This is a genomic window from Streptomyces sp. JH34, from assembly GCF_029428875.1.
Taxonomy (GTDB): Bacteria; Actinomycetota; Actinomycetes; order Streptomycetales; family Streptomycetaceae; genus Streptomyces.
In genome coordinates, this window is the sequence record NZ_JAJSOO010000001.1 from 692399 (window position 1) to 706587 (window position 14189).

Annotated in this window: 13 protein-coding genes and 1 riboswitch; of the genes, 6 read left to right on the forward strand and 7 right to left on the reverse strand. The window is 71.0% G+C overall.

All coding sequences use genetic code 11. The annotated features are described in order from the left end of the window. Window positions 1-3: 3 nt before the first annotated feature. Genes LWJ43_RS03275 through LWJ43_RS03295 form a run of 5 tightly spaced genes read left to right on the forward strand, consistent with a single transcriptional unit; the run spans window position 4 to window position 5409 of the window. Window positions 4-972 carry an STM4015 family protein gene (locus LWJ43_RS03275; RefSeq protein WP_277330750.1) on the forward strand — a complete coding sequence of 323 codons (969 nt, stop codon included), beginning with the start codon at window positions 4-6 and terminating at the stop codon, window positions 970-972. Next, the gene (locus LWJ43_RS03280; protein WP_277330751.1) at window positions 953-2191 is read left to right on the forward strand and encodes an STM4014 family protein; all 1239 of its coding nucleotides are present in this window, start codon (window positions 953-955) and stop codon (window positions 2189-2191) included. The genes LWJ43_RS03275 and LWJ43_RS03280 overlap by 20 nt, the downstream gene beginning before the upstream one ends. Before the next feature lie 37 nt (window positions 2192-2228). Next, the gene (locus LWJ43_RS03285) at window positions 2229-3041 is read left to right on the forward strand and encodes an STM4013/SEN3800 family hydrolase (RefSeq protein WP_277335796.1); all 813 of its coding nucleotides are present in this window, start codon (window positions 2229-2231) and stop codon (window positions 3039-3041) included. Continuing rightward, window positions 3038-4441 (forward strand): STM4012 family radical SAM protein, encoded by a 1404-nt coding sequence (locus LWJ43_RS03290; protein WP_277330752.1) that lies wholly within the window; start codon window positions 3038-3040, stop codon window positions 4439-4441. Before LWJ43_RS03285 ends, LWJ43_RS03290 begins: the two co-directional genes overlap by 4 nt. An 8-nt stretch (window positions 4442-4449) precedes the next feature. Continuing rightward, on the forward strand, window positions 4450-5409 hold the full coding sequence (locus tag LWJ43_RS03295; RefSeq protein WP_277330753.1) for an STM4011 family radical SAM protein: 960 nt from the start codon (window positions 4450-4452) through the stop codon (window positions 5407-5409). A 75-nt stretch (window positions 5410-5484) separates the two neighbouring features. Here LWJ43_RS03295 and LWJ43_RS03300 read toward each other — a convergent pair whose 3' ends face one another. Next, window positions 5485-6312, reverse strand: a complete 828-nt coding sequence (locus tag LWJ43_RS03300) for an SGNH/GDSL hydrolase family protein (protein WP_277330754.1) — start codon at window positions 6310-6312, stop codon at window positions 5485-5487. A gap of 163 nt (window positions 6313-6475) precedes the next feature. After that, window positions 6476-7378, reverse strand: coding sequence for a M23 family metallopeptidase (locus LWJ43_RS03305; RefSeq protein ID WP_277330755.1), 903 nt, complete (start codon window positions 7376-7378; stop codon window positions 6476-6478). A gap of 3 nt (window positions 7379-7381) precedes the next feature. Continuing rightward, a riboswitch (cyclic di-AMP (ydaO/yuaA leader) is annotated at window positions 7382-7542 on the reverse strand. 412 nt (window positions 7543-7954) lie between these two features. Between LWJ43_RS03305 and LWJ43_RS03310 the strand changes: the two genes are divergently transcribed. After that, window positions 7955-8779 carry a tyrosine-protein phosphatase gene (locus LWJ43_RS03310; RefSeq protein ID WP_277330756.1) on the forward strand — a complete coding sequence of 275 codons (825 nt, stop codon included), beginning with the start codon at window positions 7955-7957 and terminating at the stop codon, window positions 8777-8779. Between the two features lie 9 nt (window positions 8780-8788). Here LWJ43_RS03310 and LWJ43_RS03315 read toward each other — a convergent pair whose 3' ends face one another. From LWJ43_RS03315 to hpnH, 5 genes are all read right to left on the reverse strand, one after another. Beyond that, on the reverse strand, window positions 8789-8962 hold the full coding sequence (locus tag LWJ43_RS03315) for a DUF6126 family protein (protein ID WP_014152776.1): 174 nt from the start codon (window positions 8960-8962) through the stop codon (window positions 8789-8791). Between the two features lie 69 nt (window positions 8963-9031). Next, window positions 9032-9649 carry a helix-turn-helix domain-containing protein gene (locus LWJ43_RS03320; protein ID WP_277330757.1) on the reverse strand — a complete coding sequence of 206 codons (618 nt, stop codon included), beginning with the start codon at window positions 9647-9649 and terminating at the stop codon, window positions 9032-9034. Between the two features lie 57 nt (window positions 9650-9706). After that, the gene (locus LWJ43_RS03325; protein ID WP_277330758.1) at window positions 9707-11101 is read right to left on the reverse strand and encodes an aspartate aminotransferase family protein; all 1395 of its coding nucleotides are present in this window, start codon (window positions 11099-11101) and stop codon (window positions 9707-9709) included. Continuing rightward, window positions 11098-13008 carry a 1-deoxy-D-xylulose-5-phosphate synthase gene (dxs, locus tag LWJ43_RS03330; protein WP_277330759.1) on the reverse strand — a complete coding sequence of 637 codons (1911 nt, stop codon included), beginning with the start codon at window positions 13006-13008 and terminating at the stop codon, window positions 11098-11100. Before dxs ends, LWJ43_RS03325 begins: the two co-directional genes overlap by 4 nt. 158 nt (window positions 13009-13166) lie before the next feature. Further along, window positions 13167-14186 (reverse strand): adenosyl-hopene transferase HpnH, encoded by a 1020-nt coding sequence (gene hpnH / locus LWJ43_RS03335; RefSeq protein ID WP_277330760.1) that lies wholly within the window; start codon window positions 14184-14186, stop codon window positions 13167-13169. Window positions 14187-14189 lie beyond the last annotated feature (3 nt).

A 14189-nucleotide genomic window follows, 5' to 3' on the forward strand; every position in this document is an offset into this window, starting at 1 on the left:
GCGATGACCGACATCACCCACCTCGAGACCTTCCACGGCCTGCCGGTCCACACCCTGTCCCCGCCCTCCCCCGCGCCGTCCGCGGCACCGCCCGCCGCCGGCTCGGTGGCATGGCGGCTGGACTGCTATCCGTACGAGCTGCCGTTCGAGGACGTCTGGCGGCGCTTCCTCGACGAGGTCGACACCACCCAGGTCCGGGCGCTGGCCATCGGCCCCTGGTGGGAGGAGGACTACGTCTCCCTCGAACCGGTCGTCGGGGCGATCGTCGCCGACGCGCACCGGTTCCCGGCGCTGCGGGCGCTGTTCCTCGCCGATGTGGAGGGCGAGGAGTGCGAGCTGTCCTGGCTGCAGCTGTGCGACATCACTCCGGTGCTGGAGGCGCTCCCGCTCCTGGAGGAGCTGGGCGTGCGCGGCTGCGGCGAGGGCGCACCGGGAGACGGGAGCCTCCAGCTGCGGCCGGTGCGCCATCAGGCGCTGAAGGCTCTGCGCTTCGAGTCGGGCGGGCTGCCGGGACATGTCGTCCGCGCGGTCGGCGCGTCCGAACTGCCGGCCCTGGAGCACCTGGAGTTCTGGTTCGGCTCCGAGTGGTACGGCGGTGACACGACGGTGGCGGACCTGGCGCCCGTGCTCTCCGGGGCCCCCTTCCCCCGTCTTCGTCATCTGGGACTGCAGAACAGCGAGATCCAGGACGAGATCGCCGCCGCCGTCGCCTCGGCACCGGTGGTCGCGCGGCTGGAATCCCTGTCCCTCGCGATGGGCACCCTCGGCGATGCCGGAGCGCAGGCCCTGCTCGACGGCCAGCCGCTCACCCATCTGTCCAGCCTGGATCTGCACCACCACTTCCTCTCGGATCCGTTCGTCGCCCGCATCGGGGAACTGTGCGCCCGGGCGGACGTCCACGTCCGTCTCGACCAGGACGGCCGCTGGGATTCCGACGACGCCGAGGCCCGCTATGTCGCCGTCAGCGAGTAGCGGGAGGCCACGCCTCGCGGTCGTCGGCATCCCCGCCAACCGCAGGGTCGGGCTCTTCCAGGACGCCGTGCGCGCCGCCGGGCTGCCCGCCGCGCGCACGGTGTCGTGGCTGGAGGTCCTGCGGGGAGAGGCGGCCTTCCTCCCCGGGGAGACCGTGCGCATCGACTCGCCCGGTGAGGACGCCGAGGTGGACACGTTGCTGCGCGGGGGTGGGGACCCGACCAGGGTCGAGGGCTCGGCCCGCTGGTACGCCCGCTTCACCTCCGCGGTCCAGGAGGTGGCGCGGGCGGCCGCGGTGGCGGGCGCGACGCTGCTGGACGACCCTCGGGACATCGCGGTGATGTTCGACAAGCGGCTCTGTCACGCCGCGCTGGACACCGCCGGGGTGCCGGTGCCCGACTCCCCCACCTCCGGGCCCGACGCGGGCCCGGTGCGGGGGTGGACGGACGTGCGCCGGCTGATGTCGGAGCATCGCATGCCGCGGGTGTTCGTGAAGCCCGCGCACGGCTCGTCCGCCTCCGGGGTCCTGGCACTGGAGACGGCCGGCCCGGGGAGGATACGGGCGGCGACCTCGGTGGAGCGGGACGAGGAGGGCCGGCTCTTCAACTCGCTGCGGGTACGACGCTGCACGACGGAGAGGGAGGTGGCTGCGCTGGTCGACGCCCTGGCACCGGACGGACTGCACCTCGAGCGCTGGCTGCCCAAGGCGTCCCAGCGGGGGCGCGTCGCCGACCTGCGGGTCGTGGTGGTCGCGGGGCGCGCCACACATGCCGTCGTGCGGACCAGCCGGTCACCCATGACCAATCTGCACCTGGGCGGCTCGCGCGGTGACCTGGACGGGGTACGGGCCGCCGTCGAGGCGGCGGGCGGCAGTTGGAGTGCCGCCCTGGCTGTGTGCGAGCAGGCCGCGGCCTGCTTCGCGGACACGCTGTGCGTGGGCGTCGATCTGCTGCCCGCGACCGGCTGGCGGCGCTTCGCCGTCGGCGAGGTGAACGCGTTCGGGGACCTCCTCCCGCGGCTGACCGGTCTGCCGGGCAGCGGTGCGGAGGGGCTGGACACCTACGGCGCGCAGGTCGCGGCCGTCCTGCGGGATCCGTCCCACGCCGTCCCGACGGGCGACGGGCTCCGCAGATCCCGCCGGGCGGGTGACGGCCTGACCAAGAACGACCGGACGAAGAACGACCGGACAAGGAACGACCGTGCCATCGACAGCCCCTGATCCCACGATCCGTGACGCGCGGCCCCCGGACCCGGACATGAACGCGATCGTGGGCAGCCATGATCTGCTGCTCGTCACCTTGGACACCCTGCGCTTCGACGTGGCCGAGGAGCTCGCCGCGGCCGGGCGCATCCCGAATCTCGCCCGGCACCTGCCCGGCGGGGTCTGGGAGAAGAGGCATGCGCCAGGCAGTTTCACCTACGCCTCCCACCAGGCGATCTTCGCCGGTTTCCTGCCGACGCCGGCCGCTCCCGGCCCCCACCCCAGGCTTTTCGCCGCCCGTTTCGCGGGCAGCGAGTCGACCGCGTACGGCACCTTCGTCCATGAGTCCCCCGATCTCCTCTCCGGTCTCGCCGCTGTGGGCTACCGCACGGTGTGCGTCGGCGGTGTGGGCTTCTTCAACCGCCGCCCCCCGCTCGGTTCGGTGCTGCCCGGCATGTTCCAGGAGAGCCACTGGGAGCCGGAGTTCGGCGTCGCCTCTCCGACGTCCTTCGAGGCGCAGGTCTCACGCGCGGAGCAGGTGGTCGCCGAACTCCCGGCGGAGCAGCGGCTCCTCCTCTTCGTCAACGTGTCGGCCCTGCACCAGCCCAACTGGTTCCACATGCCCGGCGCCACCGCCGTCGCCGGGGACTCCCGGGCCACCCACGCCGCGGCCCTGGAGTACGTGGACCGGCACATCGGGCGCCTCTTCGCGGCCGCGAGCAGCCGCCGCAGGTGTTTCGCCATCGTCTGCTCCGATCACGGCACGGCGTACGGCGACGACGGTTACACCGGTCACCGGATCGGCCACGAAGCCGTGTGGACCGTGCCCTATGCCCACTTCTTCCTCGAACAGGGGGCGCCCCGATGACCGGCACCACGCTCGGCACCGGCCCGTACCGCAGCTACGTCTACGCCTACCCGCACAAGACCGCCTACCGCCCCCTCGCGGACCACCCCGGCGGGCGTCCGCTGCTCAGGGACCTCTGGGCGACGGAGCGCAAGGACGCGCTCTCCCTCTACCTCCACATACCGTTCTGCGAGGTCCGCTGCGGCTTCTGCAATCTGTTCACCCGGATCGGCGCCCCCGAGGAGCTGACGACGCGCTATCTCGACGCGCTCGACCGGCAGGCCACCGCGGTCCGGGACGCCCTGGGCGACGACGAGCCGGTGCGCTTCGCCTCCGCGGCGTTCGGTGGCGGGACGCCCACCTTCCTCACCGCCGGTGAGCTGGAACGTCTCTGCGACATCGCGGAGAAGCGGATGGGAGCCGACCTGAGTGCCGTGCCGCTGTCGGTCGAGACGTCGCCGTCGACGGCGACGGCGGACCGGCTCGCCGTCCTGGCGGACCGGGGCACGACCCGGATCAGCATCGGTGTGCAGAGTTTCGTCGAGGCGGAGGCCAGGGCAGCGGTCCGTCCGCAGCACCGCTCCGAGGTGGAGGCGGCGCTCGGCCGGATCCGTGAGGCCCGCGTCCCGGTCCTCAACATCGACCTGATCTACGGCATCGAGGGCCAGACCGAGGCCACTTGGCGGACCTCGCTGGACGCCGCTCTGGCCTGGCGTCCGGAGGAGCTGTACCTCTACCCGCTGTATGTGCGCCCGCTGACCGGCCTCGGGCGGCTGGGAGCGTCCGCGGAGGGCCCGGACACCGCCTGGGACGAACAGCGGCTGCGGCTGTACCGCGCCGGCCGCGACCATCTGCTGGCCCATGGATACGAGCAGGTGTCGATGCGGATGTTCCGCCGCGTGGACGCCCCGCCCGCGGGACCCGACGACTACGCCTGCCAGACCGACGGCATGATCGGGCTCGGCTGCGGGGCACGCTCGTACACCTCCTCGTTGCACTACTCCTTCGACTACGCGGTGGAGATGCGGGAGATTCGGGGCATCATCGACGGTTTCACGACCACAACGGACTTCTCCCGGGCGGAGGTCGGCCGGTACGTCGACGACGGGGAGGCGCGCCGGCGCCACCTCCTGCAGTCGCTGCTCCAGGCCGAGGGCATGCGGCCCGCCGAGTACCGCGAGCGCTTCGGGTCCGATCCGTACGAGGACTTCGCCGCGGAGCTGGAGCTCTTCGCCGGCCGCGGCTGGCTGGACGCTTCGGGGGGCGGCGGTCCGGAAGTCGACGGTTCGGGGACAGGCGGTTCCGCGGCGCCCGGCCGACTGCGTCTCTCCCCCGAGGGCCTCGCCCACTCCGACGCGCTCGGCCCGGAGCTGTTCTCCCCGGCGGTACGGGCCGCGATGGCCGCGTACGAGGCGAGGTGAGCCGTCCCATGAGCACGGACCTGACCATCCTCTACCGGGGCCCGCTGGCCTCCTGCGACTACGACTGCCCCTACTGCCCGTTCGCCAAGCGGCGGGACACCGGGGAGCAGTTGCGGTCCGACCGCGCGGCCCTGGAGCGGTTCACCGCGTGGGCGGCGGAGCGGACCGGCCACCGGCTCTCGGTGCTCTTCACTCCGTGGGGCGAGGGCCTGGTGCGGTCCTGGTACAGGAGGGCGCTCGTCGAGATGTCCCGGCTGCCCCATGTCAGCAGGGTCGCCATCCAGACCAACCTGAGCTGCCGCACCGGCTGGCTCGCCGAGGCGGACCGCGACAAGGTCGCCCTGTGGTGCACCTACCACCCCGGTCAGACGCCGTACGAGCGGTTCCTCGCCCGGTGCCGGGAGCTCGCGGCCCTCGGAGTGCGTCACAGCGTCGGGATCGTCGGTCTCGACGAGCACCTGGAGGAGGCACGCCGTCTGCGTGCCGCTCTGCCGTCCGAGGTGTATCTCTGGGTCAACGCCGCCGAGGGACACACCTATACGGACGAGGAGGCGGACCGCTGGACGGCCCTTGATCCACTGTTCCCCTACAGCAGGCACCCGCACCGCTCGGCCGGACTGCCCTGCCGGACCGGCGAGTCGGTCGTCTCGGTGGACGGTGACGGGACGGTGCGCCGCTGCCACTTCGTCCGTGCCGAACTGGGCAATCTCTACGACGGCAGTTACCAGGACTCTCTGGGCCCACGCGGCTGCCCGCTCGACGTCTGCGACTGCCACATCGGCTATGTGCACCTGGAGACGCTGCCGTTGTACGACGTCTTCGCGGGCGGAGTGCTGGAGCGGATACCCGCGGACCCGGTACGGATGCCCGCGGACCCGGTGCGGAGACCCGCCCGCCCGGCATCCGCACCGGGCGGGCCCGTGTCGCCGGGCCCGTCCCGGAGTCCGCTCCCGTTCGTCAGCCGCTGACCGGAGGCGTCGGCCGGCGGGACGCGACGGCCCGACGTCACGGCGGACGCTGACGGGACGTCGTTCTCCGCGCGGTCAGAGCGGCAGCAGGTCGGGGCGCTTGGCCGCGACCTGGTCCCCCGAGGACTCCCCGCGGAGCCTGCGGCCGATCCACGGGACGAGGTACTCGCGCGCCCAGTGGATGTCGTCGCGCCGTACTTCCAGCGTCCCGCGCTGGGCCTGCGGAGGCCACAGCTGGTCGGGGTCGGCCGGCACCTCGACGCCGAGGACCTGGGCGGCGCGCAGCGCGACCCTGGTGTGCCCCTCGGCCGAGAGGTGCAGCCGGTCGCTGTCCCAGGCCCGCCTGTCCTGCACGGACCGCAGGGACCAGAGGTCGAGCACCGGGCAGTCGTAACGGTCGGCGATGGACCTGACGTGCGCGGTGTACATGGCGATCTTGCCCCGCAGGTGCTTCAGCACGGGGATGCCCCGGGTGTCGAAGCCGGTGGTGACCATGACGGTGCCGACCGCTTGCGTCAGGTCGGCCACCGCCCGCTCGAAGCGTTCCGCCACGTCGTCCGGGTCGGACCCGGGACGGAGGATGTCGTTGCCGCCCGCGCAGAAGCTCACCAGATCGGGGGCCATCTCCTTGGCGCGGGGGACCTGTTCCTCGACTACCTGGTCGAGGAGGCGTCCGCGTACGGCGAGATTGGCGTACCGGAAATGCCCGTGCGAGTCGTCCAGGGGTCCGACCATCGCATCTGGGACCGGGAGCTGGTCCGCGAGGAGGACCGCGAACCGGTCCGCCCAGCCGACGAGCGTCCCGCCAGGGCCGGGGTCTCCGACGCCCTCGGTGAAACTGTCGCCGATCGCCGCGTACGACCCGATGATGCCTCGTTGTCTGTTTCTCGAATCGTCTGCCACAAGGGCTTATCCTGCACCTTCGAATGTGACCTACGCGACCGTAATAGGGGGTTGACGGGTGGTGAGAAAGACCACCTGGTCAGTTTTTGGTAAAGCAGGAATAAGGAGAGGGGCGGTGCGCCTCGGCGCACCGCCCCTCTCCCCGGCCCTCAGGTGGTGTGCCTCAGATGGACACACCGTGCGAACGCAGGTAGGCGATCGGGTCGACGTCCGAGCCGTAGCTCGGGCCGGTCCGGACCTCGAAGTGGAGGTGCGGGCCGGTGGAGTTGCCCGTGGAGCCGGAGAGGCCGATCTGCTGGCCGCCGGTGACGGTCTGACCGGTCGAGACCTCGAGCGAGGACAGGTGGGCGTACTGCGAGTACATGCCGTCGCTGTGCTGGATGACGACCTCGTTGCCGTACGAGCCGCTCCAGCCGGCGGAGACCACGGTGCCCTCGCCGATGGACCGGACGCTGGTGCCGGAGGCCGCCTGGAAGTCGGATCCGGTGTGGTAGCCGCTGGACCAGCTGGCGCCCGAGGCGCGGTACTGGGTCGTGACGTCGGCGTTCTCGACCGGGGTGGTCCAGCCGGAGGTGTTGCTCTCCGACGCGGCGGAGTCGGCGGTCTTCGCGGCGGTCTCCTGCGCCGGGGCGGCCGCCTTCTCGGCCGGAGCGGCCTTCTTGGCCGTCGACGGGGCGGCCTTGGAGGGCGCGGCCTCGGCGGAGCCGGACGCCTTGGCGCCGAGCGTCAGCTTCATGCCCGGAAGGATCAGGCTCGGGTTACCGCCGACGACGTCGCGGTTGTCCTTGTACAGCTTCTGCCAGCCGCCCTTGACCTCGTGGTCGGCAGCGATCTTGGCCAGGTAGTCGCCGGAGACCACGGAGTAGGTCTTCGGGGAGCTCTTCGCGGCCGAGGCGGGAGCGCTGTGGGCGGCGACGGGCTTGGCCGGCGCCGCCTGCTCGGCGGCGTGGGCGCCGGTGGCGCCGATCAGCGGGAGGGCGAGGACGGCGCCGCCGGTACCCGCGGCAAGGACGCCTCGGGAGATCGGGCCGGTCTTCGTACGACGGTGCTTGCCTTTTGCGGGCATGGGGGATTTCCTCTCCGGCGCCTGCGAGGTGAGCTGTCGGGTTCGGACTGGAGATGCCCGGCCGCGCGGTGCGCGTCTTGACCCCGAGCCGTACCGGATCACTCCGGACGGCGACTTACCTGGTTCCCCCGCTCCTGCCACACGTGAGTCGGTGCGGATTCCGGGCGGCGGCAGGATTAGGCGTTCCGTCCGGATTGACCGTGACCGTAAACGAGCCGGGACGCCGCGAACAAGCGGCCGATCGCGAACCGGAATCCACTCTTCAATTCCGTCGCGGAATTACCGTCACACTCCGTGGATTACGGATCTTGGCATTCCGCGCGGCGTCAGGAATACCCACCCGCGCGTTCGCCACACACCGTCACGGATATGATCCCGCTCACCCACCTCACCCCATCTCCCGTACAAGCGGGGCATGTTCTGCCATATGCATCAATACGGACATCTCGCGGTCATCACTCGGCGCGGTGGGTCCGCCGCCACGACCGAGACGGTTGCGAGATGCGGCCATGTCGTATGGTCGCGAGCGTGCCCCGTCGGCGAGCGGCGCCGGCGCCCGACACTCCAGGAGTCCCTGTGACGCAGCTGCCAGAGGTCCCGCCGGCCGGCCACGGTCCGAAGGACGTCGAACTGACCGGCGTCCGCAACTTCCGCGACGTCGGTGGGCTACCGACCGTGGACGGCCGCGCCGTGCGCTACGGGCGCCTCTACCGCAGCGGTCACCTCGCGCACGCCACGGAGGCCGACGCCGCGTTCCTCGCCGGGCTCGGACTGCACACGGTCTTCGACTTCCGCAACGCGGCCGACCACAAGCTGGACGGCCTCGACGTGGAACTGCCCGGCGTCAGGAACGTCAGCATCCCCCTTTCCGACCCGGCAGACGGCGCCGAGTTCTGGCGGCTGGTGCGCGACGGGAACATCCAGCAGTTGCGCTCGATCCTGGCGGACGGCAAGGGCACGGAGCGGATGGTCACCTCGTACCGCTCGATCATCAAGGACCGCACCGCCGAACACAGCCGCGTACTGCACGCCCTCGCGGAGGACAGCGTGCCGGCGCTGATGCACTGCGCGGCGGGCAAGGACCGCGCGGGTCTCTCGATCGCGGTCTCGCTGCTGGCCGTCGGTGTCGAGAGGGAGGCCATCGAGGCCGACTACCTCAAGTCGAACGACGCGCACCGCCGCTACAAGGTGCGGCGCAGCGACACCTCTCCCACGGGGATGTCCGACGAGGTGATGGAACTGCTCAATCCGCTCTTCGGGGCACAGGCCGAGTACCTGGCCGCGGCGTTCTCGACCATCGAGGAGGTCTGGGGCAGCACCGACCGCTACCTCCGCGACGGACTGGGGATCAGCGCGGAGACCCGCGCGAAGCTGCGCGAGCGGCTCGTCGAGGACGCGTGACGCCCGGGCTCAGCCTTTACCCGCGACGGTGAAGAGGAGGAAGAGGAAGGCCGCGATGACATGTCCGGCCACCAGATAGGCGAAGAGCCGGATCACGACGCCACGGGGCATGCGCCGCTCCTGGGTGTCCGCGCTCTTCTGCCTGCGCGGGGTAAGTGGGTCGTAGTGCTCCGAATCGGACATGCCGGTCCTCTCTCTCCCGACCGTCCGGGTCGGGGTGACGAATCAGTCGAACGGTGTGGGCGGGCCGGATCAGAGCCGGTGGGCCCCGCCGCCGAGGCAGAGGTCCGCGGTCGGGCTCTGCAGCAGCGTATGGACGAACAGCAGGCGCGCTCCCCCGATGTCGAGGGCCGCGATCCGATGCGGGGTGAGGGAATCGAAGTGCGCGCTGTCACCCGGATCGAGGTCGTGCACGGTCTCCCCGAGCACGACGCGGAGCCGGCCGTCGAGGACGTACAGCCACTCCTCCCCGGGATGGACGCGCACGAGGTCGCCCTCGGTGCCGTAGGGGACGCGGACCCGCAGCGCCTGCATGGCGCGGCCCGATCCGCCGGCCTGCCGGTAGAGCCAGCCACCTCCCTCGGTTCCGCTCGCGCCCTCGAGCGGGCCCCCTCGGACGATCGCGTCACGTTCGGGCGGCATCTCACCCAGAAGCTCGGAGACGGTCGTACCGTAGACGCGGGCGAGGCCCAGGAGCATCGGCAGCGAGGGCTGCCTCCGGCCCGTTTCGAGCCGGGACAGGTGGGCCGGGGAGAGCCCCGCTCGCCCGGCCGCGGCCTCCAGGGTGAGGCCCCGGTTGCGGCGCAGGTCGCGCAGTCGCGGCGCGATCCCGGGAAGCTCGTCGGCCACCGCTCCGTCAGGAGGATTCATGCCTCCATTGAGCCAGGACCTTTCCTCGGAGGCAAATAAGTTGCCTCCGAGGCAAAATCAGCGGTTGGCGACCGCCTGTTTCACCAGGGTCCTGCCGAAGTCCCATACCAGCCCGCCCCCGCTGTGCGCGTCATCCATGACGGCGGTGAAGGCGGCCACGAAGCGGTCGACCTCGGGCTCCCCGATGACCAGCGGCGGGATCAGCTTGATCACCTCCAGGTGATCACCTGAGACCTGGGTGAGGATCCGGTGCTTCTGCAGGAGCGGCACGACGACCATCTGCGCGAAGAGACCCTTGCGGGCCGCCTGCAGCATGGCCCATCGGCTCCGGAGCTTCAGGGAGGACGGCCGGCCGAACTCGATGCCGATCATCAGCCCCCGGCCGCGGACCTCGTGCAGCAGTTCGTACCGTCCGACGAGTGCGGCGAGCCGTTCGCGCAGCAGATCACCGGTGCGACGGGCGTTCAAGACGGTCTCCTCCTCCTCCATCACCGCGAGGACGGCCAGCCCCGCCGCCATGGCCTGGGCGTTGGAGCCGAAGCTCGCCGAGTGGACGAGGACCCGGTCCATGGACGAGTAGACACGCTTGAAGATCCAGTCCTTGCCCAGCGTCGCCCCGACCGGCACGTAGCCGCCGGACAGCGCCTTCGCGACGCAGAGCAGATCGGGTTCGACCCCCGCCTCGTGCTGGTACGCGTAGAAGTCTCCGGTCCTGCCCAGACCGGTCTGCACCTCGTCCACGATGAGCACGGCCTTGTGCCGGTGCAGCAGTTCCTGTGCCTCCCGGAGGAAACCGGGTGGTGAGGCGTGGACGCCCTTGCCCTGGATCGGCTCGACGACGAGGCCGGCCACGTCGCCGCGCCGCAGCTCGCGCCTCAGCGCTTCCAGGTCGCCGAGGGTGATGGCGGTGTCGGGCAGCAGGGGTGCGAACCCGTCCCGGAAGCCCTTCTCACCGTTGACGGAGAGCGAGCCGGTCGTCAGCCCGTGGAAGGCGTGGTCGCAGTAGAGGATCCGGGGCTTGCCCGTGGCGTACCGGGCGAACTTCAGGGCGGTCTCGACCGCCTCCGTGCCACTGTTGCCGAAGAACACCCGGTCCAGGTGCGGGCTGTGCGCGAGCAGCTTCTCGGCCAGCAGGCCGGGCAGGGGCTGGCAGTCGAATCGAGTGAGGTCGGCCAGCGAGGCGTCCAGGACGTCATGGAGCGCCCGGCGTACGACGGGGTGGTGCCTGCCGAGACCCATCACGCCGAAGCCGGCGAGCATGTCGAGGTAGTCGTTGCCTTCCGCGTCCCAGAAGTACGCGCCCTCGGCCCGCTCGTAGACCTTGTCGAAGCCGAGGGTGTGGAGCATCCGCGGCAGCTGGTGGTTCAGGTGCCGGGTGTGCAGGTCGTAGCGTTCGGCGCCCCGCTCCTCGAGGAGCCGTGCCAGGTCGAAGCCCTTCCCCTGGTCGTTCATGCCCCGTTCTCCTTCGGCATGCGGCGCCCTCCCGTCGCTGGGCGGCGCTCCAGCGCCGCGCTGATGCGGCCGGCGATCTCCACCGGCGTGAGCCCGATCTCGGCGAGTACCTCACCGCGGCCACCGTGAGCGAGGAACCGCTCGGGGCTGCCGAACGTCCGCAGCGGTACGTCGACACCGGCGTCCCGCAGCGCCTGTCCCACGGCCCAGCCGACTCCGCCCGCCCTGCTGTTGTCCTCGACGACCGCCACCAGCCCGTGCTGTCCGGCGAGGTCCGGCAGCAGGCCGTCGACCGGCTTCACCCAGCGCGGGTCGACGACCGTGCAGCGGATGCCCGACCCGGCGAGCAGGTCGGCGGCCCGCAGGCACACCGGGGCGAGCGCGCCGACGGCCACCAGGAGGACGTCGGGGTCCGGGACGCGGTGCAGGACGTCCATCCCGCCGATCCTCCCGACGGCGGCGACCGGCTCGCCCACCGCCTCCTTGGGGAACCGGATCACCGTCGGCGCGTCGTCGACGTCCACGGCCTCGCGCAGCTCCTCACGCAGCCGCTCGGCGTCACGCGGGGCGGCGATCCGGAGCCCGGGGACGACCTGGAGCACGGACATGTCCCACATTCCGTGGTGCGAGGGGCCGTCGGCCCCGGTGACTCCGGCACGGTCCAGGACGAAGGTCACCCCGCACCGGTGCAGGGCGACGTCCATCAGCAACTGGTCGAACGCGCGGTTGAGGAAGGTCGCGTAGACGGCGACGACCGGGTGCAGACCTCCGGTGGCCAGCCCCGCGGCGGAGACCGCCGCGTGCTGCTCGGCGATCCCGACGTCCCAGATCCGGCCGGGGAACTCCTCCGCGAACCGGGCCAGCCCGACCGGGTGCGTCATCGCGGCGGTGATCGCGACGACGTCCGGGCGCTCCGCACCGATGTCCGCGATCTCATCGCCGAACACCGAGGTCCACGACGGCGCGGCCGGCACGACGAGCGGTTCGCAGGTCCGCGGATCCATCCTGCCGACGGTGTGGAAGCGGTCGGCGTCGTCGGCCAGGGCGGGTGGATAGCCCCGCCCCTTCTCGGTGATGCAGTGCACCAGCACCGGTCCGTGGAACCGCTTGGCCCGCCGCAGTGCCGCTTCGACCGCCGCGGTGTCGTGCCCGTCGACCGGGCCGACGTATTTGAGGCCCAGGTCCTCGAACATGCCCTGCGGGGCGAAGGTGTCCTTGAAGCCCTTCTTCGCGCCGTGCAGCGACCCGTACAGCGGCTGCCCGATGACCGGGGTCTGCTGGAGCACTCCTTTGCCCCAGGACAGGAAGCGCTCGTAGCCGTCGGTGGTACGCAGGATCGCCAGGTGGTCGGCGAGACCGCCGATGGTGGGGGCGTACGAACGCTCGTTGTCGTTCACCACGATGATCAGGGGACGGTGACCCGCCGCGGCGATGTTGTTGAGCGCTTCCCAGGCCATGCCGCCGGTGAGGGCCCCGTCACCGACGACCGCCACCACATGACGCCGTCGCCCCAGCACCTCGTCGGCCTTGGCCAGGCCGTCCGCCCAGCCGAGCGCGGCGGACGCGTGCGAGTTCTCGACGACGTCGTGCTCGGACTCCTCGCGGGACGGGTAGCCGGAGAGACCGCCCCTGCCACGCAGCTCGGAGAAGTCCTGGCGCCCGGTCAGCAGCTTGTGCACGTAACTCTGGTGTCCGGTGTCCCACAGGATGCGGTCCACGGGCGAGTCGAAGACCCGGTGGAGAGCGATCGTGAGCTCGACCACCCCGAGGTTGGAGCCGAGATGGCCGCCCGTGCTCGTCACCGCGCGGACGAGGAACGTCCTGATCTCTTCCGCCAGTTCACCGAGTTCCGGCCGGCTCAGCCCTCTGAGGTCCCGCGGCCCCTTGACGGACTCCAGCATCGTCACGCCCGGCCCCTTCTCTCTGGTCCTGTCATCGGCTCCCGGTCACCGCCGAAACCCCGCCTCCGCCGGCCCGGCCTGGTTGCGCCGCGAGGGGCGGCGCAGCGGGAGCGGCCGGGGCCGGCGGCCCGGGGAGTCCCGCCGGCTCCGCTTCCCTCATGACGTCAGCGGCCCCCGCCGACGGTCTCCCGCGCCGCTCGCAGGGACTCCTTCAAGGACCCCATGGTGGCGAGCACCGCCGTGGGTTCGTATCCGCAGTGGGCCATGCAGTTGGCGCAGCGCGGGTCCTTGCCCCGGCCGTACTTGTCCCAGTCGGTGTCCTCGATGAGCTCCCGGTAGGTGGGGACGTAGCCGTCGCTCATCAGGTAGCAGGGCCGCTGCCATCCGAAGAGCGAGTAGTTGGGGATCGCCCAGGCCGTGCACGGGAAGTCGGCCTTGCCCTCCAGGAAGTCGAGGAAGAGCGGTGAGTGGTTGAGCCTCCACCGGCCGCGGTTGCCGCCGGCGAAGGACTTCTTGAAGAGCTCGCGGGTCTGCTCGACGCCCAGGAAGTGTTCCTGGTCCGGCGCCTTCTCGTAGGCGTAGGCGGGCGAGATCATCATCTCGTCGACCTTCAGTTCGTCGTTGAGGTAGTTGAGGACCTCGATCACGGTCTGAGGGGTGTCGGTGTTGAAGAAGGTGGAGTTGGTCGTGACCCGGAAGCCGCGCCGTTTGGCCTCCTTCATGGCCGCCACCGCTTCGTCGAAGACGCCCTCCTTGGCGACCGACTCGTCGTGCCGCTCGCGGAGTCCGTCGATGTGCACGGCGAAGGCGAAGTAGGGCGACGGGGTGAACTTGTCGAGCTTCTTGCGCATCAGCATGGCGTTGGTGCAGAGGAAGACGTACTTCTTCCTGGCCACCAGCTGGCGCACGATCTCGTCGATCTGCGGGTGCATCAGCGGCTCGCCACCGGCGATGGAGACCATCGGGGCACCTGATTCCAGCACCGCCCCGACGGCCTGCGCGACCGGCATGCGCTGCTTGAGCACTCCGGCCGGGTGCTGGATCTTCCCGCAGCCCTCACACGCCAGATTGCAGGCGAACAAGGGCTCCAGCTCGACGATCAGCGGGAACTTCTCCCGCTTGCGGAGCTTCTGTTCGAAGAGATACGTCGCAACCTTGATGGACTGACGAAGCGGCATGGCCATCTG

Excerpts from the sequence above, each read along its gene's own strand:
- LWJ43_RS03275 (WP_277330750.1), top strand. The coding sequence starts at position 4 with ATGACCGACATCACCCACCTCGAGACCTTCCACGGCCTGCCGGTCCAC.
- LWJ43_RS03280 (WP_277330751.1), top strand. The coding sequence starts at position 953 with ATGTCGCCGTCAGCGAGTAGCGGGAGGCCACGCCTCGCGGTCGTCGGC.
- LWJ43_RS03285 (WP_277335796.1), top strand. The coding sequence starts at position 2,229 with ATGAACGCGATCGTGGGCAGCCATGATCTGCTGCTCGTCACCTTGGAC.
- LWJ43_RS03290 (WP_277330752.1), top strand. The coding sequence starts at position 3,038 with ATGACCGGCACCACGCTCGGCACCGGCCCGTACCGCAGCTACGTCTAC.
- LWJ43_RS03295 (WP_277330753.1), top strand. The coding sequence starts at position 4,450 with ATGAGCACGGACCTGACCATCCTCTACCGGGGCCCGCTGGCCTCCTGC.
- LWJ43_RS03305 (WP_277330755.1), bottom strand. The coding sequence starts at position 7,378 with ATGCCCGCAAAAGGCAAGCACCGTCGTACGAAGACCGGCCCGATCTCC.
- LWJ43_RS03315 (WP_014152776.1), bottom strand. The coding sequence starts at position 8,962 with ATGTCCGATTCGGAGCACTACGACCCACTTACCCCGCGCAGGCAGAAG.
- LWJ43_RS03320 (WP_277330757.1), bottom strand. The coding sequence starts at position 9,649 with ATGAATCCTCCTGACGGAGCGGTGGCCGACGAGCTTCCCGGGATCGCG.
- LWJ43_RS03325 (WP_277330758.1), bottom strand. The coding sequence starts at position 11,101 with ATGAACGACCAGGGGAAGGGCTTCGACCTGGCACGGCTCCTCGAGGAG.
- hpnH (WP_277330760.1), bottom strand. The coding sequence starts at position 14,186 with ATGGCCATGCCGCTTCGTCAGTCCATCAAGGTTGCGACGTATCTCTTC.